22 protein-coding genes are annotated in these 22,378 nt (G+C 70.6%); 8 read left to right on the top strand and 14 right to left on the bottom strand.

Annotation, left to right across the window (positions count from 1 at the left end):
• Positions 1-18: 18 nt before the first annotated feature.
• Positions 19-675, top strand: coding sequence for a Crp/Fnr family transcriptional regulator (locus H2Q94_RS16205; protein WP_243787969.1), 657 nt, complete (start codon positions 19-21; stop codon positions 673-675).
• An 83-nt stretch (positions 676-758) separates the two neighbouring features.
• Positions 759-1,547 carry a hypothetical protein gene (locus tag H2Q94_RS16200; protein ID WP_243787967.1) on the top strand — a complete coding sequence of 263 codons (789 nt, stop codon included), beginning with the start codon at positions 759-761 and terminating at the stop codon, positions 1,545-1,547.
• A gap of 103 nt (positions 1,548-1,650) precedes the next feature.
• Here the strand turns inward: H2Q94_RS16200 and H2Q94_RS16195 are convergent, their stop codons facing one another.
• From H2Q94_RS16195 to H2Q94_RS16150, 10 genes are read right to left on the bottom strand one after another with little or no spacing between them, the layout of a single operon-like run.
• On the bottom strand, positions 1,651-2,112 hold the full coding sequence (locus H2Q94_RS16195; protein ID WP_243787966.1) for a carboxymuconolactone decarboxylase family protein: 462 nt from the start codon (positions 2,110-2,112) through the stop codon (positions 1,651-1,653).
• Positions 2,109-3,191, bottom strand: a complete 1,083-nt coding sequence (locus tag H2Q94_RS16190) for a class I adenylate-forming enzyme family protein (RefSeq protein WP_243787964.1) — start codon at positions 3,189-3,191, stop codon at positions 2,109-2,111. The genes H2Q94_RS16195 and H2Q94_RS16190 overlap by 4 nt, the downstream gene beginning before the upstream one ends.
• Positions 3,146-3,742: an AMP-binding protein gene (locus H2Q94_RS16185; protein ID WP_243787962.1), complete on the bottom strand. Its 597-nt coding sequence runs from the start codon at positions 3,740-3,742 to the stop codon at positions 3,146-3,148. The genes H2Q94_RS16190 and H2Q94_RS16185 overlap by 46 nt, the downstream gene beginning before the upstream one ends.
• Positions 3,739-5,361, bottom strand: a complete 1,623-nt coding sequence (locus H2Q94_RS16180; RefSeq protein WP_243787961.1) for a CoA transferase — start codon at positions 5,359-5,361, stop codon at positions 3,739-3,741. The genes H2Q94_RS16185 and H2Q94_RS16180 overlap by 4 nt, the downstream gene beginning before the upstream one ends.
• A gap of 59 nt (positions 5,362-5,420) precedes the next feature.
• The gene (locus H2Q94_RS16175; RefSeq protein ID WP_243787960.1) at positions 5,421-6,218 is read right to left on the bottom strand and encodes a class I SAM-dependent methyltransferase; all 798 of its coding nucleotides are present in this window, start codon (positions 6,216-6,218) and stop codon (positions 5,421-5,423) included.
• 55 nt (positions 6,219-6,273) lie between these two features.
• Positions 6,274-7,848 (bottom strand): class I adenylate-forming enzyme family protein, encoded by a 1,575-nt coding sequence (locus H2Q94_RS16170; RefSeq protein ID WP_243795742.1) that lies wholly within the window; start codon positions 7,846-7,848, stop codon positions 6,274-6,276.
• A gap of 1 nt (position 7,849) precedes the next feature.
• Positions 7,850-9,220: a protoporphyrinogen/coproporphyrinogen oxidase gene (locus H2Q94_RS16165; protein ID WP_243787959.1), complete on the bottom strand. Its 1,371-nt coding sequence runs from the start codon at positions 9,218-9,220 to the stop codon at positions 7,850-7,852.
• Positions 9,217-10,191, bottom strand: coding sequence for a UbiA family prenyltransferase (locus tag H2Q94_RS16160; RefSeq protein WP_243787958.1), 975 nt, complete (start codon positions 10,189-10,191; stop codon positions 9,217-9,219). The genes H2Q94_RS16165 and H2Q94_RS16160 overlap by 4 nt, the downstream gene beginning before the upstream one ends.
• A 26-nt stretch (positions 10,192-10,217) precedes the next feature.
• On the bottom strand, positions 10,218-11,366 hold the full coding sequence (locus H2Q94_RS16155; RefSeq protein ID WP_243787957.1) for a DegT/DnrJ/EryC1/StrS family aminotransferase: 1,149 nt from the start codon (positions 11,364-11,366) through the stop codon (positions 10,218-10,220).
• The gene (locus H2Q94_RS16150) at positions 11,366-12,535 is read right to left on the bottom strand and encodes a DegT/DnrJ/EryC1/StrS family aminotransferase (RefSeq protein ID WP_397545482.1); all 1,170 of its coding nucleotides are present in this window, start codon (positions 12,533-12,535) and stop codon (positions 11,366-11,368) included. The genes H2Q94_RS16155 and H2Q94_RS16150 overlap by 1 nt, the downstream gene beginning before the upstream one ends.
• A gap of 424 nt (positions 12,536-12,959) precedes the next feature.
• On the opposite strand from H2Q94_RS16150, the gene H2Q94_RS16145 reads away from it, so the two are divergent.
• The 6 genes from H2Q94_RS16145 to H2Q94_RS16120 are packed head-to-tail and all read left to right on the top strand — an operon-like array spanning position 12,960 to position 18,653.
• The gene (locus H2Q94_RS16145) at positions 12,960-14,000 is read left to right on the top strand and encodes a Gfo/Idh/MocA family oxidoreductase (protein WP_243787954.1); all 1,041 of its coding nucleotides are present in this window, start codon (positions 12,960-12,962) and stop codon (positions 13,998-14,000) included.
• Complete coding sequence (locus H2Q94_RS16140) at positions 13,990-14,868, top strand: sugar phosphate isomerase/epimerase family protein (RefSeq protein WP_243787952.1); 879 nt, start codon at positions 13,990-13,992, stop codon at positions 14,866-14,868. Before H2Q94_RS16145 ends, H2Q94_RS16140 begins: the two co-directional genes overlap by 11 nt.
• Complete coding sequence (locus tag H2Q94_RS16135; RefSeq protein WP_243787950.1) at positions 14,868-16,160, top strand: M20 family metallopeptidase; 1,293 nt, start codon at positions 14,868-14,870, stop codon at positions 16,158-16,160. The genes H2Q94_RS16140 and H2Q94_RS16135 overlap by 1 nt, the downstream gene beginning before the upstream one ends.
• On the top strand, positions 16,160-17,284 hold the full coding sequence (locus H2Q94_RS16130; protein ID WP_243787949.1) for an Ldh family oxidoreductase: 1,125 nt from the start codon (positions 16,160-16,162) through the stop codon (positions 17,282-17,284). The genes H2Q94_RS16135 and H2Q94_RS16130 overlap by 1 nt, the downstream gene beginning before the upstream one ends.
• Positions 17,281-18,240 carry a Gfo/Idh/MocA family protein gene (locus H2Q94_RS16125; RefSeq protein ID WP_243787947.1) on the top strand — a complete coding sequence of 320 codons (960 nt, stop codon included), beginning with the start codon at positions 17,281-17,283 and terminating at the stop codon, positions 18,238-18,240. Before H2Q94_RS16130 ends, H2Q94_RS16125 begins: the two co-directional genes overlap by 4 nt.
• Complete coding sequence (locus tag H2Q94_RS16120) at positions 18,237-18,653, top strand: DUF6917 domain-containing protein (protein WP_243787945.1); 417 nt, start codon at positions 18,237-18,239, stop codon at positions 18,651-18,653. Before H2Q94_RS16125 ends, H2Q94_RS16120 begins: the two co-directional genes overlap by 4 nt.
• A gap of 336 nt (positions 18,654-18,989) precedes the next feature.
• On the opposite strand, the gene H2Q94_RS16115 is transcribed toward H2Q94_RS16120, so the two are convergent.
• The 4 genes from H2Q94_RS16115 to H2Q94_RS16100 form a co-directional block, all read right to left on the bottom strand.
• Positions 18,990-19,523, bottom strand: a complete 534-nt coding sequence (locus tag H2Q94_RS16115) for an EF-hand domain-containing protein (RefSeq protein ID WP_243787943.1) — start codon at positions 19,521-19,523, stop codon at positions 18,990-18,992.
• A 133-nt stretch (positions 19,524-19,656) separates the two neighbouring features.
• Positions 19,657-20,916, bottom strand: coding sequence for a nucleotide sugar dehydrogenase (locus H2Q94_RS16110; RefSeq protein ID WP_243795741.1), 1,260 nt, complete (start codon positions 20,914-20,916; stop codon positions 19,657-19,659).
• Positions 20,917-20,957: 41 nt separating this feature from the next.
• Complete coding sequence (locus H2Q94_RS16105) at positions 20,958-21,266, bottom strand: hypothetical protein (protein WP_243787942.1); 309 nt, start codon at positions 21,264-21,266, stop codon at positions 20,958-20,960.
• A 94-nt stretch (positions 21,267-21,360) separates the two neighbouring features.
• Complete coding sequence (locus tag H2Q94_RS16100; RefSeq protein WP_243787941.1) at positions 21,361-22,323, bottom strand: hypothetical protein; 963 nt, start codon at positions 22,321-22,323, stop codon at positions 21,361-21,363.
• Positions 22,324-22,378 lie beyond the last annotated feature (55 nt).

Below are 22,378 nucleotides of genomic sequence, written 5' to 3'. Positions count from 1 at the left end.
CTTGCAGAATCCTCGACCGTGACTGGTCATGAAGCGGGCGACGGACACCGATTCCTGCAGAGCGCGGGCAAGCTCATCGCGTTCCACCGCGATGATCGGCTGATGACGGTGGGCGAACCGGCCGCTGACGTGCTGCTCATCGGACAGGGCCTGGTCAAGATCGTGCTGCCGGACGCGGACGGTGGATACCCGGTGGCGGGCGTAGCCGGGCCGGGCGACCTGCTCGGTGAGATGGGCGCCGTGCATGCCCGGCCCCGCACCGCGAGCGTGGTTGCGCTGAGCGGAGGGCACGGTTGGCGGGTGCAGGCGGAGGTGTTCCGGGACATGCAGGAGCGGGCGGCCGTGCGCGACCTGCTGAACGAAACCTGGCGCAAGCGCCAGGAGAACTTCGACGATCGCCAGGTCGCGCAGAGCCGGGGCGTGCGCACCAGGGTCGCGATGCACCTGCTGAAGTGGGCGAAGCACTTCGGGCGGGCCACCGACTCGGGCAGGCAGGTGGACGGTTTGACGCAGCTGGACATCGCCGGTGTCGTCGCCGCCTCGCAGAAACAGGTGGAATCGGCGCTGAGTCAGCTGCGCAATGCTGGGTTGATCCGCACCGGGCGGCGGACGTTCGCCGTCGTCGACGCCGAGGGATTGCAGGAGGTGATCCGCGGCAATCGGCCGGATCACTAGTTCTCCCGGAAATCAGGGGACACGCTCCCGGCGATCTCTCCACACTGTGTGACTTCGGTTAGTCACCCATCTGGAGGTATACAGTGACGCTGGTCCCTGAGAACCGCACGTTGTTCGCGGTCGACGTGGTCGGTTCCGCGAGCACCCGCGGCTATCACGTCGGGGAGATCGTTCCGGCCATCACGAGCCTGGTGGACACCGCGTTGCACCGCAGCGGCCTCGCCGGCGAAGACGTGCTCGATCGGGAGTCGACCGGAGACGGCGCGATCCTGACGTTGCCCGGTTCGTACTTGGGTGCGGTGCTGGACGCCGCCGAGTACCTGGATCGGGCCGCCGTCGAGCGCAACAAGCGCAGCAAACCGGAGATCCGGCTGCGCATGGCCGTCGAAACCGGCCCGGTGGGAGTGGTTCCCGGTTACTACCCCGCGAAGACGGCACTGGACCGGATGCTCAACGCAACCGCGTTCAAGGATCTGTTCGACCGCTGCCGCGAGATCGGTGCGTCCGACGAGGTGAACACCGCGCTGATCGTGTCCGAGCACGCGAAGCGGACCGCCTTCAGCGGCGATCACCTCCAGGTGCTGCGGGAGGGCGAGTTCGTCCGGCTGCCGGTGCGGAACAAGGAGTACACCGCCGAAGCATGGGTGCGGGTGCCGGGGTTCGACCGGCGCACCACGGCCGAGCTCATCACCGCAGGCGAGGCGGACGCCGCCGGAGCGGACGCGGCACCGGAGCCCGGTTCCGGCGCTGCGGCCGCCGAACCCGCTTCCTCGAACTCCCACGTGCACAACGAGGTGCACGGTTCCCACAACGACATCATCCAGGCGGACGTGATCCATGGCGGCGTCAACACCGGACGGCGCTCACGGTGATCGAACGGCGCGGCCCGGTGCGGACGTCGTGACGCCGCCGACGCCAGGCCGCGCCACGGACCGTTCGGCGCACCGGTACCGGCCGGATCGTCGTGAGCGCTGATCAGTGCTGGGAGAGCCGATTGCCGATCGCGAGCCGGTTGAAGGCGTTGACCAAGGTGATCGTCCACAGCAGGTGCGCCAGCTGAGACCGGTCGAAGTGCTCCTCGGCGGGCCGGTAGTGCTCGTCGGGGACCTTGCCGCCCGGCAGGCGCGTGACGGACTCGGTGAGCAGCAGCGCCGCGCGCTCGTGCGCGGCGAACCGGGCCGACTCCGCCCACGTGGGCAGTTCGGCCAGGCGCTGCCGAGTCTCACCGTTCTCCCGTGCCTGCCGCGAGTGCATGGCGGTGCAGAACCGACACCCGTTGAGCTGCGAGGCGCGCAGCCGCACCAGGTCGAGCAGGATCGGATCCAGCCCGGATTCCTGCGCTTCGACACCGGATTCGTGCGCGAGCCGGTACAGGGACCCGAGGTGCTGCGGTGTGAGCCACTCAAGGTCGAGGCGGGTGGTGCCGGACGTGGTCATCGAATTCCCCCAGAGACGCGGATGTGCGTGCGTTCGGCGACGATCGCGGTGACGGTGCGGCGGCAGACCTTCCCGGTCGGGGCCAGCGGCAGCTCCGGGAGCACGACGAGCAGTTCCGGCAGTTTCCGGCGTTCCAGCCCGCGATCGGTTTCGAGGAACGCGGTGAGCTCGGACAGCGTGGGTTCGGCGGTCCCTGGCGTGTGGCTCAGACAGGCGCACAACCGTTCGCCGAGGTCGTCGTCCGGCACGCCCACGCAGGCCACGTCGACGACCGAGGGATGTGCCGCGATCTCCCGCTCGACCTCGGCGGGACTGATGTGCAGACCGCCGCGGGACACGACCTGCCGCAACCTGCCCAGCACGTGCAGCCGTCCGAGCTCGTCGATCACGCCGCGATCACCGCTGCGCACCCAGCCGTCAGGAGTGCGGTAGCGGGCGTCGAGTTCGGGATCGGCGACGTAGCTCAGGGGCGTCATCGGGCCGCGGGCCAGGATCTCGCCGCTCGAACCGCCGGGCACCTCGGTGCCGTCCTCGCCGACGATGCGGATCTCGGCGACCGAGGGATCGGGGATTCCGGTTCCGGGCTCGTCGGGAGTGCGCGCGGTGTGGCAGTTGATCCCGTCGGAGGACCCGTACACGCTGATCACGGGAGCCCCGAACCGTCGTGCGGCGGCCCGGCGAGTCACCTCGGACAGCGGGGCCGCGCTGGACACGACCGTGCCGACGCTGCTGAGGTCCTCGTCCGGGATCGGCGGGTGGTCGGCGAGGCGGCGCAGCATCGTGGGCACTCCGAACACGTGGCTCGGGCGGTACCGGGTGATCAGTTCCAGCGCGGCGGTCGTCTCATACCGGTCCACCAGCACAAGCGTGGCGCCCAGTGCGGCGACCGCCACGTGGGTCGCGCAGGAACCGTACGAGGACGCCAGCGACATCAGCATCAACGCCCGCATCGGCTCGCCCGGCCGCGCGGCTTCGGCGAGGGCGCGCACGTAGTTCGCGCGGCCGCCGCCCATCGCGTTGTGCGAGTAGGCGATCATCTTCGGTTCCGCTTCGGAACCCGAGGTGACGAGGATGCGCACCGGTGCCTCGGCGTCCTGCGGCCGGGCGGACCAGCGCGCCGCCGGGGCGTCGTCGAGTGAACGCGCCCCGATTCGCCGGCGCCGAAGGTGAAGATCCGGCGCAGCGAAGGAATCGTGCCCGCGTCCTCGGCGTCGTCGACGGCACCGAAGATCGCGGCCGCAGCGCGGGACCGGCCGAGCAGGCTGTGGGTGTCCCGGGTGCCTCGGCCTGCCGGGTAGGCGAGAACGGCGGCACCGACGGCGGCGACGGCGAGTTCGGCGACGACCATGCGCCGGCCGTTGGGCATCCGGACACCGACGATGTCGCCGGGGCCGATGCCGGCCGCGGCGAGCGCGGCGGCGATCCGATCGACTTCGCGATCCAGCGCCGCGTAGTCGAGCACCCCGTCAGCGTCGATGACGGCGTCTCGGTGCGGGTGGGCGTCGACGTGCTCGCGGAACAGGGCGTGCAGGTCCCGATCCGGGCAGTGCCCGGCACGCACCCATTCCTCGCGCAGCGCGGGAGGAACGAGGTCGCCGATCCTGGTATCGAGCGGTGGATCGTGGATCATGAGAACTCCCAGGGGGGCAACGGGAACAGGTGCTCGGCACGACCCAGCGCGGAGTTGAAGCGGGCGTCGGCGGCGATGTCGCGCAAGTTCGTGCAGACCGGGGTGAGTTCCACTCCCACCTCCGCGCCCCGCTGCACCCAGGTGCGGGTGGCCTGGTCGCGGCACCGGAAGGCGATGTCGTCCGGCGCGCAACCGAACACCGCTCTCGCGGCGGCGGGGTCGATGTCGCGTGGCAGCACCAGGAAACCGTCGGCCGTCCGCAATGGACCGTCCGTCGCGGTGGGCCGGTGGAGTTGGTCCCGGGGAATGAGGCTCGCACCGGACAGCAGCGACGTGTCCACTCGGGTGCCTTCCCCGGTGCGCACCCGCCGCAGAAGTCCGGCCAGCACGCCGTTCGCGCACACGAGCCCGCCGAGCACGTCGGTCAGCGTCATCAGCGACGGCGCCGCCGGTGTGCCGCGCGGGGTCAGCGCCGCGGCCAGCCCGCTGCCCGCCTGCACCAGGAAATCCGTGCCCAGCGGCGGATTCGGCCCTGCCGCGTCGCCCCAGCCGGACGCCCACGCGTAGACCAGTCCGGGACTGCTGCGCACCAGGTCGGCTGCGTCCAGGCCCAGCTGCGCGGCCTTGCCCGGCGCCCAGTTGTGCACGAACGCCTCCGCGCCGGCCACCAGGTCGTGGAGTTCGCGCCGTCCGGCCGCCGACTTGATGTCCACTTCGACGGTCCGCTTGCCGTCGTTGAGGGAGCGGTACCGCACCGAGCAGTCACCGGCCATCGGCGGCAGGCCGCGCATCGGGTCGCCGCCGGGCGGTTCCACGCGGATCACCTCGGCGCCGAGCATCCGCAGTACGTGCCCGGCGACCGGCCCCTGCACCCGCCGAGTCGACTCGACGACGACGATCCCCTCCAGCGGTGCCGCTGCCGGCACGCTCCAGGTTCGCGGCGCGGCGGCGGGCAGGGCAGTGCCGGTGCAGGCCGGGACCTCCCACGGTGACGCCGGATCGTCCCGGATCGGCAGCACCGCCACCCCGGATTCCGCTGCGGCCGTCCGCACTTGCGCGAACGCGGTGCGGCCGATGACGTCGTGCAGCGCGATGGGCAACGCGCAGGTCGCGGTGCCGAAACGCTGCTGGAAGGGGAACCAGCCGCGTGCGATCGCGGACTTCTCCGCGCCCAGCGCCTGCCAGAAGCGCAGCCACGGTTGCGCGTCGAGCGTTTCCAGCTCGCAGCGGACCCCGTCGGCGGTGGTGAACGGTGGCCGCCTGCCACCGTCCACTTCGGATCTCGGCGCCGCCTCGTCGGCCGGATCGGTGGCCGCGACCGCGAGGTACTGCTGCACGCTGAGCAACGCGGCCTGCGCCACCGACGTGCGCACCTCGCCGTACCGGGCACCTCTGACCCGGGCGATCTCCGCGGCCAGCGTTCCCTGCGCCGCCAGCACTCCGGCGACCACCGAGGCGTAGTCCACGCCCAGTGCGAGGGGCCGCCCGGCGGACCGGCCGTGCACGTGCATGATGCCGCAGGCCGCCTGCACCGCCGCCTCATCAGGCAGCGTTGCCCGCACCGGCCCTGACCAGTCGACCGCGCACCGCACCGCCGCGTCCGCAACGTCCTCGGTCAAGCGCGCGTGGATGTCGGTGGCGACCCGCGTCCTCGCACGAGCCGACGCCGGCGCGGCGCTCAACGGGTGACCTTCCGGCCGTGTACCGAGTACATCAGGCTCGACGTCGCGCGGAAGTCGGGATGCATCGTCACCGTCCGCAGCCGCGCGAGTTCCGATTCCGTCATGCCCGCGGCGAGCAGCCCGTCGCGCATGTGCTCCACCCGATGCACCATCAGCCGCAGATCAGCGGAATTCCGGTGCCGGAGCTGAACGTGGGGAAGTGGGTCGATGTCGACGAGCCCCGCCCGGCGCATCGCCAGCGGCACTCGCCGCCCCCAGTCGTTGTCCACGCCTGCCGACCGCAGCGCATCCGCTTTCGCGGCGAGGAACTTCTCGTAGAGCCGCGCGGATTCCTCGTCGGCGGCCAGCAGCAACGGCTCGTAGGAGGTGTCGAACTCGTCGATCTGCAACCAGGCGCCCGGCTTCAGCGCCCCCACCAGCTTGGCGATCACGTCCTGGCGCCGAGGCAGGAAGCGCAGCACCAGCCGGGCCACGATCAGGTCGAAGCTCTCCGCGGGCAGCGGCTCGGTGACGATGTTGTGCTCGCGCACCCGCAGGTTCGGTCGTGCCGCCGGTATCGGCAGCAGATCGGTGGCCAGCACGCTGCCGGACGGTCCGACCCGATCCGCGAGCCAGCACGCGATGTCACCGGCCCCCGCGCCGACTTCGAGGCAGTGCCAGCCGCCGCCCACCCCGGTCTCGGCCAGCCGCCGCAACGTGAGCGGATCGTGTGCCGCACTCAGATCGTGATGCCAGTCCTCCCTCCGGCCCTGCTGATCCTCGACGACGCCGGTGCCGGTCACGACCGACCCCATTTCTCCATCAGTGCAGCCCTTCTCCGTCCGGCCCGATCCGCACAGCGACGAGATCTCAGGTCCATCGACCCGACCCGGGAGTGTCGGTGCTGCCGGTGAGTTGTTCCAGAAGCAGCGCTCGCCGCACCTTTCCGGTGCCGGTGCGCGGAATCTGGTCCCAGGTCAGCGAAACCGGCTCCTGCATGGCGGGCAGTCCGCGAATCGCCCGGCGCCACGCGCTGGTGGTGAGCTCGCCGTCGGCCGTCACCACGACCGGTAGCGGCGGCTCACCCGGGCGGCCGAGCACCACGCACTCCTGCGCCTGGGGCAGCCGGTCCTCCAGGACGTCCTCGGTCTCCAGGCAGCTCAGCTTCGGCGTCGCGTCCACCTCGCGGTCGAGCAGCGACACGTGGCCATCGCGGTGGTGCACGCCGATGTCACCGGTGTTCCACCACTCGCCGCGCCGCTTCGCCGCCCAGCGCTCGGATTCCCCGAGGTAGTCCAGGCAGCGCGCGGAGGTGCGCACGAACACCAGGCCCGGCTGACCACGCCGGACCGGCTCGAAGGTGTCCGGATCGACCACCCGCAGCCGGGTCCGTCCCGGGATCGGCCGGCCCAGGTGTCGCGCGGAGGAGCTTGCCGCACCGTTCAGCGAACGCCGGGTGTGGAAGCGGAACGTCAGCGGCCCGGTCTCCGTCTGGCCCCAGCCTTGCATCCACAGTGGACTCCGCAATGCGGAGGCGTTCAGGTAGGTCCGGACGGTGGGCGGATGCACCGCGTCGTAGGTGCTGATGAACAGCCGCACCCGGCGGAACGGGTTGTCCAGCCGCTCGGTCAACGGCCGGAACCGCACGTAGGTCGAGGGCAGCGCCTCGATGATCGTCGGCGGGTGCGCGCGCAGCATCGGATCGGCCAGATCCGGGTCCGGCTTGCTGAGGATGACCAGATCCTGCGGCGCCATGCTCAGCGCCACCGCCGTCCAGCAGAACGTCCGCCCGTGCGCGTAACCGCTCGCGTTGACGACGGTGTCGTCCGGGCGCACCCCGATCCGCGGCAGCCGGGTGGACTCGAAACGCGCCAGCTGCCCGATGATGGTGCGAGTGGAGTGCACGACGAGCTTCGGGACCCCCGTCGTCCCGGAGGTGTGGTTGATCACCAGCGGTTCGTCGTCCGGGCGCAGCCGGGGAGCGGGAGCGGCCTGCCCGCGCACGTCGTCCAGGGACAGCGCGCCCGGCGAGTAACCGTCCAGCAGCAACGTGGCGCGAGCCGTGGAGACCAGGTCCAGTCCGTCCTCCGCGCAGCGCTCGGCCAACCCGCCGGAGGTGACGAGCACCGCCGCGTCCAGCCGCTTGAGCAGCTGCTCCAAGGCGGCCGTGGACAGTTCCGCCGAGAGCTGCGCGGGAATCGCTCCGATGCGCACCGCCGCACACGCGAGCAGGTCGTAGTCCCAGTGGTTGTCCTTCACGATCACCACCCGGTCGCCCCGGCAGGCACCGGCCGCCGTCAGCCAGCCGGCCGCCGTGCGCACCAGTTCCGCCAGCTCGTCGACGCCGTACGTCGAACCGCCGTCGGGGGCGATGTCGAACGGCCGGTCCAGGCGGACCGTGGTCGTGGCGTGCCGCCGCGCGGATTCGTCGAACAGGACACCCATGTCATGCGGTTTCAACGCGTCGGCTCCTAGCCTGGGTCGGGATGCTCAGCGGTGCGCGCAGCCTGCTCAGCACGCGGGAGGCGGCCAGCGCGCCGGCGCGCACGGCGCCCTCGCTGGCCGGGCGCAACATCACCCAGTCCCCGGCGTAGTCGATGGGGCGGAGACGGCGGGCCATGAACCTGGAGCGCAGCGCCAGCGCCGCGGGCGTGGCCTCCGGCAGGCCGTGCGCATGGCGGTGCACGAAGTTGCGGCGGTTCGCGACGGTGAACCCCGGGAGGTACCGGGCGGCGGCGTCGGTGAGCCGCGCGATGATCTCCGCGTCGGGCAGTCCGAGCAGATCCGAGGTGGTCGCGGCATTCGGCATCAGGGTGAGCAGTCCCGCCCCCGCGGGCGCTCGATCCGGGTGCTTCTGGTGGTCGAACAGGATCGCCGAAAGCACGTCGTCCTCGGCCTGCGAGGTGAGCAGCACGTACGGCGGGACACCGCGCGCAGGTGCCAGCGGCCGGTCCAGCAGGCAGCTCACTTTCAGCGCCGGGGTGAACGAGCACGCGCGCAGGAACTCGCCCTCGGGCTCCGGAGCTCCCGGATGCAACCGGGCCGCCACCGGGGCGGGCACGCACAACAGCACCGAACGCGCGGTCACGGTCTCCGAACCGATCTGCAATCGGGCGCCCTGCCCGGTGGAGACGACCTGCTGCACTTCCTGCCCGGTCCGCACGTCGAGCCCGGCTGCGAGCCGCCGGGCCAAGGTGTCCATGCCGCCGCAGTAGGTCCGCCAGCTGGAGGCGTCTCCGACGGCCAGCAGCAGCGACAGCATCGTCGCCGCCGAGGACCGCTCGGTGTCCCAGCCGAAGAAGGTGCCCGCGACCGGCTGCAACAGGTAGTCGTGCACGTCGGGGTGGTAGCGGCGGGCGAACTCGGCCACCGTCGTATCGGCCAGACAGGTGCGGTCCGGGTCGTCGGTGTCGAACTCACCGCGCCGCTGCGCCAGCCACATCTGGAACTTGACCAGGTCCACTCTGGCCAGTGGGGAAAGCCCCGCCCCGGTGAGCAGACCGCGCGGCTCGGCGACTCCGGCGTGCGCCCTGCCGTCCCGCCACATCGCGATGGGGCCGCCGATCAACGGCACCGCTGACTCGGGAATCCCCAGCCTGGCCAGCAATTCCCACGTCGCGCGGTAGCCGTGCGGGGAGAGCTGCTCGGCCCCGGCGTCGATCGTGTAGCCGTCCACGCGGACGCTTGCGGTCCGGCCGCCGACGTGGTCGGACGACTCGTACACCCGGACGTCGAGCCCGGCGCGGGTCAGTTCGGTCGCGGCGGTGAGCCCCGCCATGCCCGCCCCGACCACGGCGACGTCGAGTTCGGCGCTCATCGGGCGATCCCCAAAGCCACCAGCAGGTTCGCCACGATCAGCAGCAGCACGTACAGGCGGTGCACCCGGAACCCGAGCTTGCGCGCGCGCATGATGTCGCCCGCACCGAACCCGAGCTGGTACTGCCGGGCGCGCAGCGCGCTCGCGGGCAGCAGCAGCACCACGAACCACCACGGCGCCACACCGGTGAGCGAGGCGCCGAGGACGAGCAGGAACTCGCCCAGCGACAACGCGCCGATGAACAGGGCGTTGCCGCGCGGAGTGGTCAGCGCGGCCACCGTCGGGCGCCCGACACCGCGGTCGCCCTCGACGTCGTTGGTGTTGGAGTACACCCCGAACATCAGTGGCCCGAAACCGAACAGCACCGCCTGCACCAGCACAAAACCGGAGAATTCCCCGGTCGCCAATCCGTACGGGGCGAGGACCAGGGCAACGCCGAGCGCGGCGATGAACGCCTCCTGCAACCCGTGATAGCTGAGCTTGAGCCCGTAGGAGTACTGCAAGCCGATCACGTAGGTCACCGCGATCACCATCAGAGTCCACATCGGACGGTTCGGGGCGAGTGCGATGGCCGCACCCCACAGGGCCGCCCCGGCGGCCGCGGCGGCCCAGCCGAAGCGCACCGCCTCCCGTTCGGAGAGCGTGCCCGCGACCAGCGGCTTGCGCAGCTTCTTGCGCAGCGGATCGTTCGGCCCGTAGTTGGCGATGTCGCTGCCGTCGCGGAATCCCGTCACGTCGTCGAACGAGACCAGTGCGACGAGCACGCAGACCTCACCGGCCAGAAACAGCAGCAGCATCGGCAGCGACCCGGCCCCGACCGCGGCGAGGGGCAGCACGGCGGCGGCGACCACCAGGATGCTCAGGTAGTAGTCGTAGACGTCGAGCTTGCCCAGCCTCGTGTAGCTGCGGGCCTTGCTCTCCGGCCTGCCGGCGCCGAGGTGCTTCGGCGCGGCGTGCAGGTCACTGGTCATCGTGTCGAGACGCTCCTCGTTCGGGATCAGGGGGTGCCCGGCGCCGAGACGCGCGGGCGGTGGCGGACGAACTCGCAGACGGCATCGGCGACCCGGGTCACCTCGGAGTCGCTGAGATGCGGGTAGATCGGCAGCGCCAGGATGCGAGCGCTGGATCGCTCGGCGTTCGGCCAGCGTTCGTCCGCCGGGGCGTAGGGCAGGAACGCCGACTGGTACGGCAGCGCGAGCGGGTAGTACACGTGCGAGCCGATGCCGTGCTCGGCGAGGTACTCCCGCAGCACGTCGCGTTCCTCGGCGAGCACGCAGTACACGTAGTGGCACCGGCCGTTGCGGCCCGGTGGCGGTGGGACGAGGCCCTGGTCGGCCAGCGGAGCGAAGCGCTCGGTGTAGTGCTCGGCGATCTCCGCGCGCCGCTCGAGCCTGCCGGGAAAGCCCGCGTACCGGTGGCGTTGGAACGCGGCCTGGATCTCGTCGAACCTGCTGTTCGCACCGATGATCTGGTGCACGAAGCGTTCCTGCTGACCGTGGTTGCGCAGCATCCGCAGCCGACGGCCCAGCGCCGGATCACGGGTCACCACGGCGCCGCCCTCGCCGGGCATGCCGAATGATTTGACCTGGACGAACGAGTACACGCCCGCCTCGCCCCACAGTCCGGCGGGAGTGCCGTTGAGCACGCCGCCCTGCGCCACCGCGGAGTCCTCGATCAGCCGCAGATCCCGGCTCGCGGTCAGCTCGGTGAACCTGGGCATGTCGGCCATGATCGAGAACATGTGCGCGGGCATGATCGCCTTGGTGCGGTGGGTGATGTGCCGCCGCGCCGACTCCGGGTCCAGCACCAGGGTGCGGGAGTCGATGTCGGCGAACACCGGCGTGGCGCCCACGTCGACCACGGAGGCGGCCAGCGGTGCGCAGCCGAACGCGGGCACGACGACCTCGTCGCCGGGACCGATGTCCATCGCGCGCAGCACCAGTCCGAGCGCCGAGGTGCCGCTGCCGCAGGCGACCACGTCCGCCGCGCCCAGATCGGCGCGCAGCATTTCCTCGAACTCCGCGGTTTGCTCGCCCAGGATGAACTTTTGTCGAGGATCCCGACCGATATCCTGGAGCGCGTCCAACATGATCTTGCGATCGTGTTCGAAGAGATCCGGCGGGAAGAACGGAATCTCGGTGCGCATCACGCGGTCCTCCCGGAATAGAAAGCGCGCACCGCGGAGCACACCCGATCGAGCTGTCCGAGGGTGAGGTCCGGGTACAGCGGAAGGGCGAGCGCGCCGCGCGCGGCCGCCTCGGCGTGGGGCAGCGAAGTGCGGGCGGAATCCAGTCCGCTGAAGCACGGTTGCCGATGCAATGGAATGGGGTAATAGGTCTCGGTTCCGATTTCCGCGCGGGCCAGCCATTCGACCAGTTCGTCGCGGCGTTCGACCTCGATCAGGTAGACGTAGAACACTCCCGCCGAGCCCGGTCCGCGATCGACCACCTGCGGCAGCCGCACGAGGCCGGGAATGCCGGAGAGGCGCTCCCGGTAGGCCTCGGCCAGCTGTGCGCGCCGGGCGATCTCCTCGTCCAGGCCGGGCAGCTTCGCGAGCAGGACCGCGGCCTGGATGTCGTCCATCTTGCTGTTCGTGCCGGGCCGCGCGGTCTCGGTGGAGATGCCGGGGAAGTGATCCAGGGTGTGGCCGAACCGGCCGTGGTGGCGCAGCCCGGACACGACCTCGGCCACCCGTGGATCATCGGTGATCACGGCGCCCGCGTCGCCGATCGCGCCGAGCGTCTTGGTCGGGAAGAACGAGAGCACGCCACCCGCCCCGTGCAGGCCGGCGTGCACCCCGACCTGGCGCATCCCGATGGCCTCGGCGCTGTCCTCCAGCACCGTCAGGCCGCGCCGGGCCGCCACTCTGGAGAGCGCGCTCATGTCGGCCATCTGGCTGAACAGGTGCGTCGGCATCACGAACCTGGTGTGCGGGCCTGCGACCCGATCCACTTCGGCCGGGTCGAGCGCGTAGGTGACCGGGTCGATGTCGGCGAACACCGGCGTGCCACCGGCGAGGACCACCGAACTGGCGGTGGCCACGAAGGAGTAGGCGGGGACGATGACCTCGTCGCCGGGCCGCAGGCCGAGCGCGCGCAGCAGCAGGACCAGCGCGTCGGTGCCGCTGTTGACGCCGATGACGAACCGGGCTCCGGTGTAGTCGCCGATGCACCGTTCGAGCTCGCCGACCTGCTTGCCGTGGGAGAACTTGCCGTTGTCGAAGACCTCCTCGACACGGGCGCTGATGGCCGGCCAGAGCCGGTCGAAAGTGCGGGCTTGCGAGAAGAATGGAACGGGCGCGGATGAATCCGGCAGGCTCGATAATTCCCGCGTCCCGGCGTCGTTCGCACCGCGGGACACGATGGTCAACTCCTGAATAAGGGGGCGAGGTATTCGGCTGGAGAACCTAGCCCAATGCCGTATCGAACCGGAAGTGCATTGAAGGGGCGTGACGATTTTTCACCCTTTCTGGTGATCAGCTGACCAGTGGTTGCGGACCCGGATCCGAAGGGGTTCGGGGAAATCGATAGCCTGGGAGTTCGGGCAGCCGGGCGCGTTCGCCGAAGTTCATTCCAGTGCGGGCACGGCCATTGCCCGAATCCGTCGGGTTTCCGACCGGAATCCGTCCTCAAAGGACTGAATCACCACGATTCCGCTGACCGGTCCGTGCGAACAACGGCGGAAACACCTCCTCGCGGAACTGTCACCACAGCACACCCTCACAGAGCAACGGAGCACGATGCTGCACTCACTCGTGGTCGGCCTCGGACGCGCCGGTGCGGGCCTGCACCTGCGCGTGCTGGCGCAGGCACGGGAACTCGACCGCGACCTGTTCCGCCCCGGCGCGATCATCGCCTGCGACCCGGCGCCCCGCGCCCGCCGCGCCCTGACCGGGGTGATCGTGGCGGAATCGGTGCGCGCCGCCGCCGAACTCGTGTCCCCGGCGCGCACCGTGGTCCACCTGTGCACGCCACCGGTCGACCGGCCCGCGCTGCTCACCGAGCTCGCCGAGCTCGGATTCCGCCAGGTCATCGTGGAAAAGCCGTTGGCTTCGGACCTCGCGGGACTGGCGGAGATCAACCGGCTCCGCAGCCGGTACGGGATGCGGCTGGCGGTGGTGGCGCACTGGCTGGACGCGGAGCTCACCCGCAGGCTCGCCGAGCTCGTCGACCGGCGAACCCTGGGGCAACTGCGGTCGATCTCGTTCCACCAGCACAAACCCCGGTTCACGCACTCGATCTCCACCCACGGTCACCCGACGGCCTTCGACGTGGAGATCCCGCACGCGCTCGGCGCGGCGCTGCGCCTGGCGGGCTCCGCCGAGCTGCTCGACGCGGGCAGCACCGACATGCGCTTCGCGGACCTGGTGCTGCCCGGGATGGGCGGCGCCCGGCTCGCGCTGCGCCACCACCAAGGGGTGCGCACCGACATCAGCTCCGACCTGACCGCCCCCGTGCGGGAACGTCGTGTCGAGCTCGTATTCGAGCGCGGACGGGCGGTCGGGCACTACCCGCTCAGCGACCAGGACCACCACGCGCAGCTGAGCGTGCACGGTCCCGACGAGCAGTGGTCGGTGTTCCCGGACGACGCGCTCACCGAGTTCACGCTGCGCACCTACCGCCGGTTCAACGCCATCGGACCGGCCCCCGACTCCGCCGCCGACGACCGCTTCGCGCTGCAGTGCGAAGTGATTCGCCTGCTGTCAGCGGCGAAACAGCACTGCCGGGGCTGGACCGGCCCCGCTCCACAGTGGAGGAGGACCTCAGATCATGCAGGGTGACTTGCGGCCGAAGCTCGCCGGTATCGGCGATGAGGCCGCCGTGGACCTGACCGGGCAGCTCGCCGCGATTCGCAGGCTCGGCTGGTCCGGCATCGAACTGCGCACCGTGGACGGTGTCGCGCTGGCGGACCTGACCGCGGACGACCTGCGGCGCACGGTCCGGCAGGTGCGGGCCGCGGAACTCGACGTGGTGTGCCTGGCCTCGCGAATCGGGAACTGGGAACGCCCGATCACGGCCCCGTTCGACGCGGACCTGCGCGAACTCGACGCGCTCGCCGAGCAGTGCGGCGAATTCGGCACCCGCTACGTGCGGATCATGTCGTATCCCAACGACGGACTCGGCGAACCCGAATGGGGAGCTCGTGCGCGGGAACGCGTCGCGCTGCTCGCCGAACGCGCCGTGGAGCACGGGATCACGCTGCTGCACGAAAATTGCGCGGGCTGGGCCGCCACCGACGCCGATCGGATGTCGCGGCTGCTGGCGGCGGCCCCGTCGCTGCGGCTGCTGTTCGACACCGGCAACGGCATCGACCACGGCTACGAGGCCCTCGACCTGCTGCGTCCCATCGCGGGCCACGTGGCCCACGTGCACGTCAAAGACGCGACCGGCTCACCCGGAGCGGCGACCTACGTGCGTCCGGGTGACGGGAACGCGCGGGTGGTGGAGTGCCTGCGGTTGCTGCTCAACTCCGGTTACGCGGGCACCTTCTCGCTGGAGCCGCACCTGGTGACCCGTCCGCACGACGGCGTGAGCGCCGACGAGTCCGCCGCCGACCGGTTCGTCGACGCGGGCCGGAACCTGGAGCGGACGTTGCGGGAGCTGCTCGCGCCGTACGCGGCAGGCACCCCGGCGCACGGCCGGTCCTGATGTCCGGCGACCCGTTCGGCTCGGCGGACCGGAATCTGCTGCGGGAACTGCTGCTGCTGCCGACGGTGAACCCGCTGGAATCGTCGGAGCCGCCCGCCCGGATGTGGCAGGCCCAGCGCACCTACGCCCGCGCGGCGGAGTCGATCGGATTCGACATCGCCCACCACGCCCCGCCGGAGCCCGCTGTGCTGGAGCGCGACGACGTGCCCCGCACCGTGCGGGACGTCGCCACCGCGGACTTCCTCGCCGAGCAGCCGAACCTGGTGCTGCGGCTCGGCCCGGAACTGCCGCCGGAGCGCACGGTGATGTTCAACGCGCACCTGGACACCGTGGCGGGCGTCGAACCCGTGTCCTGCGCCGGAGACCGGATCACCGGACGCGGTGCGATCGACGCGAAAGGCCCGGCGGTGGCCCTGCTGGCGGGCATCCGCGCGGCGGTCGCGGCGAACCCCGCGCTGGGCCGCGACGTCGGAGTGCTGGTGCAGATCGTGTCCGGTGAGGAAGGCGGCGCGATGGGCACCTACGGGACCCGTCCGCTGGTCGAGGCCGGATTCTTCGGGCGGCTCAACGTGTTCTGCGAACCGACCGGACTGCGATACCTGACCCGCGCCACCGCGTCGATGACCGCGCGGATCCGGGTCGACGGGCACGGCGCCATCGACGACGAACCGGCGGCCGGGCACAACGCGTCGGTGCTGCTGGGATTCCTCGCCCAGCACCTCGCGCGGCACCTCGACCCCCGGGACCGGCCCGGCCGCTGCTGCGTCGCCGGTCTGCACACCGGAGCGCAGCACAACCGGGTCTACGGCAGCGGAAGCCTGTTGCTGAACCTGTCCTACGCCACCGCGCGCGAAGGAGCCGAGGCCGAACGCGCGCTGTTGGCGGCGGTGCGCTCCGGGGTGCGCGAGTTCGCCGAGATCTTCGACCGCACCAGGGAATTCGCCCGCACCGCCGCGCACGCGGCCGAGATCCTGCGGGTGGACTGGCTCAAACGCGGCCTGCCCTGCCTCGACGCCGCCCCGACGTGGGCGCAGGACCTGTTCGCCGCCGCGGGCATCAAGCGGTGGCCGGACACGCTGCCCGCGTTCACCTGCGACGCCATCTGGATGCACGGGATCCCGGACACCGCCACGGCAGTGCTGGGGCCGGGCTCGCTGGAGACCAATCACGCGCACGCCGAAGGCGAATACGCCGACGTCGCCGAACTGCGGGACTTCGCCCGCGCGGTCACGTCGTTGCTCACCGAGTTCACCGAGCGGCACCACGACGGTGCCAGGAAGGAGACCACCTGATGACACTGCTGCCGGAGATCGCACACTCCGGGCAACGTCTCACGGTGTCCCACGCGGACCTGCACGCGTTCACCGCAGGCGTGTTCGCCGAGCACGGGATACCTGATCGCCGAGCGCACCTCGCGGCCGACGCGCTGTGCTACGGCGATCTGTGCGGATTCGACTCGCACGGCCTGTTCAACCTCACCCGGCTGTACCTGCCGCTGCTGCGATCCGGACGCATCGATCCCGCCGCGGAACCCCGAGTGCTCACCGACCTCGGTGCCTGCGCCACCGTGGACGCTCGCCGCGCGCTCGGCCTGTGGGCCGCCGTCGAGGCGACGGACTCCGCGGTGGCCCGCGCCGCCGAGCACGGCATCGGGATGGTGTCGGTCCGAGGCGGCACGCACTTCGGCTGCGCCGGTTTCCACGCCGCCCGCGCCGCCGAAGCCGGCCTGATCGGGATCGTCGCGAGCAACTGCGGAGGCCAGCGAATAGCCCGCCCACCGCTGGGGGCGTTGACCATGCTGGGCACCAATCCCATCAGCGTCGCCGCCCCCGCCGTCGACGGCCACCCCTTCGTGCTGGACATGAGCACCACCGTGGTCCCCACCGGAAAGGTTCGTGTCGCCGCGAGCAGCGGTGAACGGGTACCGGCGGGATGGCTCGCCGACGACTCCGGCGCGACCGTCACCGACCCGGCCGAGTTCGACCGCGGCAACGCGCACCTGCGCTGGCTGGGCGGCGACCCGGACACCGGCGCGCACAAGGGGTTCGGGCTCGGGCTCGTCGTGGAACTGCTGTCCGCGTTGCTGCCGGGAGCCGGGCTCGGTCCGGCCCCGGAAGCGCTGCACGGCGACGGCGGTCCGCACGGCCGCGACGACGACATCGGCTACTTCGTGCTGGCGATCGCCCCGGACCTGCTGCGCCCCCAAGGCGAATTCGCCGACGGCGCGCGGAACCTGTTCGGCACACTGCTGAACTGCCCGCCGAGCGCACCGGGCGACACGGTCGGCTATCCGGGCTGGCACGAGGCGGAACTGGCCGCGCGCCGCCGGAGCGAAGGCGTGCCGCTGCGCGAGCACGTGCACCGTGAACTGGTCGAGCTGGGCCTGCCCTCCGCCGGAACCGGAGGTGCGCGTTGACGACACCGGAGAAGCCTCGCCGGGTGGCCGTGATCGGCCTCGGCACGATTTCGAAGTACTACCTGGCGGCCGTCGACGAACTCTCCGACTGGGAACTCGTCGCCGTGTGCGATGTGCGCGGGTCCGCGTTGGCCGTGCACCGCGGTCACGTTCCCGGTTTCCGGGATCACCGCGACCTGCTCGCGACCGTCGCGCTGGACGCCGTGATCGTGGTGGTGCCCAACGATGTGCACGCGACGATCTGCCGCGACGCGCTGGAGGCGGGCGTGCCGGTGTGCGTGGAGAAACCCCTCGCGGTCGACCTCGACGAGGCCAGGGCGCTCACCGAGTTCATCACCGAGGACACCCCGCTGTTCACCGCGTTCCACCGCCGCTACAACGACAACGTGCTCCGGTTGCGGGAAGAACTGCAGGGTCGCGGTCCGGTCGAGTCGATGACGGTGCGCTACCTGGAACGCATCGAGGAGCACATCGGCGGCGACACCTGGTACCTCGACTCGGGCCGTTGCGGCGGCGGCTGCGTGGCCGACAACGGCCCGAACGCCTTCGACCTGGTGCGGCTGTTCCTCGGCGACGTCGAATCGGCGGGCGTGACCATCAGCAGAGACGAGAACGGGACCGACCGGCAGGCCGTGGTCGAGCTGCGTTCCGCGACCGGGGTGCCCGCCGTCGTCGAACTCGACTGGTCCCATCTCGGTGAGACCAAGGACGTCGAGGTCCGGTGCACCGACGGCACGGTCCACTACGCGGACATGCTGCACGGCCACCAGGGTTTCAAGGCCTCTCTGTGGCACGAGTACGTCGGGATCCTCACCGACTTCGGCGCCGTGCTCGACGCGCGGCACGAGGACGCGGCCCGGCGGCCCGATGGCGGGCTCGCCGCGCTGGAACTGGTCGACGCGGTCTACCGAGTCGAATTCCTCGACACCGCACCGGAATGGGAGGGCTTGGCATGAACCCGCACGAGGACGGCCGCAAACGCGGTCTGCGCGCCACCGTCGTGAAGGTGCTGCGGCACCGCCGGGAGGATCGGGGCATGTCGCTCGAACCGCATGCGAGCCGCTGCATCCGAGCGGGTGAGGTGCATGAGCTGGTCACCACCGACCACTGCGACACCGCCACCGGGTCCCGCATCGACCGGGTCGGGTTCCTCGGCTTCGCCGAGTTCGGCGGCGCCGGCGTCCTCGACCGCGGCGACGAACTCCGCATCGGCGACCGGCTCATCGGTACCGTGCTCGGATTCGACGCATGCCACTACCCGAACCACTACAACATCCTGGTACGCACCGAGATCCCGTGCACCGGCGAGGAGATCGGCCTCATACCGGAAACACCCATCGCATTCGACCAGGCGCCGACCCGCGCATGACGGCGGAACGTTTCGAAGCGGCTCCGCGGAAGACGACCCGTCGGTAGCCTAGCCATCGGCGAGCCCGATCCTCGCGGCGGAGCGGTGCCTTGCGGCGAAGCCGTGCCTGGATGCGCGAAGCGCACAGCCCACGCAAGCAAGGTGACCACCGGCGGGTTCTCAGTGGCTTCCTCGCGAGGACGGCTTTTCCCCTCGTGGTGGAAGTCACTCGGGAAAAAGATCCCGCAGCGAGGAAGCCACTGAGGTTCCGCCACGGGACACCCACGCGGGCCTCCGACGACAACGGCCGGTGACCTTCCCGCAGGAAGTTCACCGGCCGTTGGGCATGGTTTCCGGTCAGCCCAGCAGTTCGACGTCGAGGCGACCGAAGTGGAACTCCCGCACGGCGGCGAGCAGTTCGTCCGCGGTGAGCTCACCGTTGGAGTCGGTGTCCACGTCGACGAACGCTTGCGCCGCGTGGGCGCGGTCCAAGCCGACGGCGTTGAGCCAAGAGGCGAACTCCTCGGCGTCGATCTTGCCGTCGGCGTTCTTGTCGCACAGGCCGATGATGCTGCGCACCAAGGGACCGAGCACCTTGTTGAATTCGGCTTCGCCGTCCTCGAAGATGAGCTTCTGGGTGATGCGGAGGAACTCGTCCTCCGACAGCGCCCCGCCCGCGGTCAGGCCGCCGGCGTTCGCCAGGTACTCGAACAGACCGGTGAGCGCGTCCCGGACCGCCTGCGCCTCGGCGCTCTCGACGTCCTTGCCGAAGGCCTGGGCGATCTGCACGGCTTCCTTTTCGAAGTCCGCGCGCTCCAGACGGCCGCTGCCGTCCAGGTCCCACTTGGCGAAGCGCTTGCGCAGGCGGTCATTCGCGATAGCCGCAGTCATGGCCATCCTCCTTGATGAATCGTTGTTGAACAGGTGCTCCGCCCACGCCTGTCGGAACGGTGTGGGCGGCCCGCGCGGAGTCCTGGCTCCGCGCAAGATCGGTCCCGATTCGGGTGCGAATCGGTGCGGCGGGTCAAAGCAGGGTCACCGCGCCACCCGCGGACTTGCCGCGGGTGTCGAGCAGCGTGCAACCGGAGTTGGATATCTCGACGAGGTCGTAGCAGGAGTGGGCCTGGAGCAGGACCACCAGATCCGCGTCGGACAACGCCTCCGGAAGCCGTTGTTCTTTGCGGACCCGATGACCGTCCACTTCGAACTCGGCTACTTCGGGATCGTGGAACGAGACGTCGGCCCCGCGGGTGAGCAGTTCTTCGGCGACCGGGTACGCGGGTGATTCCCGGGTGTCGGCGACGTCGCGCTTGTACGCGACGCCCAGCAGCAGGATCTTCGATCCGGCGAGCGTCCTGGCTCGTGCGGCGAGCAGTTCGGCCGCGCGCAGCACCACGTGCGAGGGCATCCGTTCGTTGACCGCGCGGGCGGCGGACAACGTGTCGAAGGTGAACCCCGCGCTGCGCGCCTTGCTCTCCAGATAGCGCGGGTCGACGGGGATGCAGTGGCCACCGACGCCGGGGCCGGGCTGGAACGGGGCGAATCCGAACGGTTTCGTGCCTGCGCAGTGCAGCACGTCCCACACGTCGATGCCCATCCGGTCGCAGAACAGCGCGACTTCGTTCACCAGCGCGATGTTCACGTAGCGGTAGCTGTTCTCCAGGAGCTTCGCCATCTCGGCTTCCCTGGTTCCGCGGGAGACCACCAGGGATTCGACGAACCTCCCGTAGAAGGCGACACCGTACTTGGCGCACAGCGGCGTGCAACCACTGATGATCTTCGGAGTGTTGTGCATCGAGAACCGCTCGTTGCCCGGATCGATCCGCTCCGGCGAGTACACCAAGTGGAAGTCCTCGCCGACCCGCAGCCCGCTGGCACGCTCCAAGATCGGCCGCACGACCTCCTCGGTGGTGCCGGGGTGGCTGGTTGATTCCAGGACGACCAGGGTTCCGGTCCGCAGCCGGGCGGCGACGGTCTCCGCCGCTCTCCGCACCGCGCTGAGATCCGGTTCTCCCGCCGGGGACAGCCCGGTGGGGACGCAGAGGACGATGGTGTCCGCCGTGCCCAGCACGGCCGGGTCGGTGGTGGCGGTGAACCCGGCTGCGACCATCTCCGCCACGGCCTCGTGCGGCACGTCTCCGACGTGCGACCGGCCCGCGTTCAGCCCGGCCACGACCTCGTCGGAAACGTCCAATCCGACCGTGCGCAGTTCGGCGGTGCAAGCGGCGGACGCCAGTGGTAAGCCGACGTAGCCGAGTCCGACCACAACGAGATCAACAGACATCATCCGACTCCTCGGCCGATGGTGGTTCCAGTACCGCTGCGTCAGGCCGAGAAGCTGCCGGTGCCCGGCGGGATGTGCGCGCCGTGACCGGGGGCGATGACGAGTGACGGCGTCACGCAGAACGGGTCGGCGTAGATCCGCACGGGGTCATCGGTGTCGTTGATCAGTACGTGCGCGGTCGCCGGGGCCTTCTCGCACCCGCTGGACGAGTCGTAGGTCGCCACCGGTTCGAGCTCGGTGCTGAAGATCAGGACCTGGCCGGTGTCGGCGGCGCTCGCGGCGGCCGTGGGGAATCCGACGGTGAGGGCTGCGGCGGTCACTGCCAGCAGCAGCCGTGCGGTCAGTCGCATGCTGTCATTCCTGTTCTGTGTCGGAGGATCCGCCCGGCGATCCCGGGAGCGCCGGCGATTCCGGACTCGGCGCTGTTTCCGGCTCGGACTCGGGTCATCGGCCCGGCCTGGTGGCGGTGGACAGCGCACCGACGCTGACCATCATCACGAGCACGCCGAGCACCGCGATGAATCCGGCGGTCTGGGCGGGGGATTCCCGTGGCCCGCTGGAATCCGCGAGTTTCACGTCGGTGTGTTCGACGGGAGGTGGAACGGGCCGCGCCGCGGGCGGTGGCTCTTTTTCGGCCGGTGGGGAAGCTTCGGCGGCGGCGGGCGGCGGTGGCACGGGCATGACCATGAGTGCGTCCGCCGCGGTGGTCTCGCCTGCGAGCGAGCGAGCGGAGACCGCGAGGCCGACCGTCTCACCGGGCCGTGCCTCGCACGTGTAGGTCACCGAGCGGCCGGGCTCCAGCGTGCCGAGCTCGCGTCGGCACGCCGGTGGTTCACCCGTGACCTGGACTTCCAGCAATGGGACGTTCGAGGTGTTGCGCACTCGTACCGGAACCGTTCCCGCCCGGGCGGGCAGGATCTCCAGCGAGACGGACGGCAGTTCGGGAGCGGGAGGTTCGGCGATCTTCGTGGCTGCGTGCGCGATCGCCGACATGCCGCTGTGGGTCATGCCGACCGCACGTGCGGACACCCGGCCATCCGCGGGTGCGGTGCCGGAGCACGAGACCGACCGCGTCGTGTTCGGCCGGAGTGGACCGAGAACTTCGTGGCACGGACCCGAATCCAGTGTCACGGCGATTCCGGCGAGCTTGGTGTCGCCGGTGTTGCCGATGACCGCGGTCTGCGTGATCGGGTCGCCCGGCCGCGCCGCAGCGGGTTGGACTTCGGTGCGCAGGGACAGCGCGGGATGTTCGAACGGCCAGCCGATGTCCTGCCCGTCGCGGGCGGGAGCGGGCGGGGCCGGCTGAGGCGGGATGTACGCGGATGTCAGCAGCGGGATCAGCAGCGTGAACCCGCAGCACGCCAGCACCGCGGAACGTCGGTTCAGAATGGATTGCCGCCGCAACATCTCACCCCCTCGGGGTTGCGCAAAACGTTGGAATCGCCGGAGATGGCACGGTCTT

Source organism: Saccharopolyspora gloriosae (genome assembly GCF_022828475.1).
Taxonomy (GTDB): domain Bacteria; phylum Actinomycetota; class Actinomycetes; order Mycobacteriales; family Pseudonocardiaceae; genus Saccharopolyspora_C; species Saccharopolyspora_C gloriosae_A.
This window is presented reverse-complemented; position numbering and strand designations above follow the sequence as displayed.

Excerpts from the sequence above, each read along its gene's own strand:
- H2Q94_RS16195 (WP_243787966.1), bottom strand. The coding sequence starts at position 2,112 with ATGACCACGTCCGGCACCACCCGCCTCGACCTTGAGTGGCTCACACCG.
- H2Q94_RS16185 (WP_243787962.1), bottom strand. The coding sequence starts at position 3,742 with ATGATCCACGATCCACCGCTCGATACCAGGATCGGCGACCTCGTTCCT.
- H2Q94_RS16175 (WP_243787960.1), bottom strand. The coding sequence starts at position 6,218 with ATGGGGTCGGTCGTGACCGGCACCGGCGTCGTCGAGGATCAGCAGGGC.
- H2Q94_RS16170 (WP_243795742.1), bottom strand. The coding sequence starts at position 7,848 with ATGGGTGTCCTGTTCGACGAATCCGCGCGGCGGCACGCCACGACCACG.
- H2Q94_RS16165 (WP_243787959.1), bottom strand. The coding sequence starts at position 9,220 with ATGAGCGCCGAACTCGACGTCGCCGTGGTCGGGGCGGGCATGGCGGGG.
- H2Q94_RS16160 (WP_243787958.1), bottom strand. The coding sequence starts at position 10,191 with ATGACCAGTGACCTGCACGCCGCGCCGAAGCACCTCGGCGCCGGCAGG.
- H2Q94_RS16155 (WP_243787957.1), bottom strand. The coding sequence starts at position 11,366 with ATGCGCACCGAGATTCCGTTCTTCCCGCCGGATCTCTTCGAACACGAT.
- H2Q94_RS16145 (WP_243787954.1), top strand. The coding sequence starts at position 12,960 with ATGCTGCACTCACTCGTGGTCGGCCTCGGACGCGCCGGTGCGGGCCTG.
- H2Q94_RS16140 (WP_243787952.1), top strand. The coding sequence starts at position 13,990 with ATGCAGGGTGACTTGCGGCCGAAGCTCGCCGGTATCGGCGATGAGGCC.
- H2Q94_RS16135 (WP_243787950.1), top strand. The coding sequence starts at position 14,868 with ATGTCCGGCGACCCGTTCGGCTCGGCGGACCGGAATCTGCTGCGGGAA.
- H2Q94_RS16130 (WP_243787949.1), top strand. The coding sequence starts at position 16,160 with ATGACACTGCTGCCGGAGATCGCACACTCCGGGCAACGTCTCACGGTG.
- H2Q94_RS16120 (WP_243787945.1), top strand. The coding sequence starts at position 18,237 with ATGAACCCGCACGAGGACGGCCGCAAACGCGGTCTGCGCGCCACCGTC.
- H2Q94_RS16115 (WP_243787943.1), bottom strand. The coding sequence starts at position 19,523 with ATGACTGCGGCTATCGCGAATGACCGCCTGCGCAAGCGCTTCGCCAAG.
- H2Q94_RS16110 (WP_243795741.1), bottom strand. The coding sequence starts at position 20,916 with ATGTCTGTTGATCTCGTTGTGGTCGGACTCGGCTACGTCGGCTTACCA.
- H2Q94_RS16105 (WP_243787942.1), bottom strand. The coding sequence starts at position 21,266 with ATGCGACTGACCGCACGGCTGCTGCTGGCAGTGACCGCCGCAGCCCTC.
- H2Q94_RS16100 (WP_243787941.1), bottom strand. The coding sequence starts at position 22,323 with ATGTTGCGGCGGCAATCCATTCTGAACCGACGTTCCGCGGTGCTGGCG.